This window comes from Citrobacter sp. Cpo032, assembly GCF_030332975.1.
GTDB lineage: Bacteria > Pseudomonadota > Gammaproteobacteria > Enterobacterales > Enterobacteriaceae > Citrobacter > Citrobacter portucalensis.
In genome coordinates this window covers 1-291 of the sequence record NZ_JAOWGU010000025.1, presented here as the reverse complement: position 1 = coordinate 291, position 291 = coordinate 1, and the positions used below count along the sequence as shown (strand labels likewise).

Genomic DNA, 291 nt, shown 5'->3' with positions numbered 1-291 from the left:
AGTGCTCACACAGATTGTCTGATGAAAAGTAAATAGCAAGGCGTCTTGCGATTGAGACTTCAGTGTCCCCTTCGTCTAGAGGCCCAGGACACCGCCCTTTCACGGCGGTAACAGGGGTTCGAATCCCCTAGGGGACGCCACTTGCTGGTATGTGTGAGTGAAAGTCGCCGACCGAAGTATCTCAAAACTGACTTTCGAGTCACGTTTGAGATATTTGCTCTTTAAAAATCTGGATCAAGCTGAAAATTGAAACGACACACTGTTTCATTTCTCCGTAATAAGAAATGAAAA

General features: G+C 45.7%; 1 tRNA gene. It reads left to right on the top strand.

From position 1 onward, the window contains the following. The first annotated feature begins 64 nt into the window (after nucleotides 1–64). Nucleotides 65–140: transfer RNA gene (locus tag OGY33_RS00700), tRNA-Glu, on the top strand. The last annotated feature ends 151 nt before the right edge of the window (nucleotides 141–291 follow it).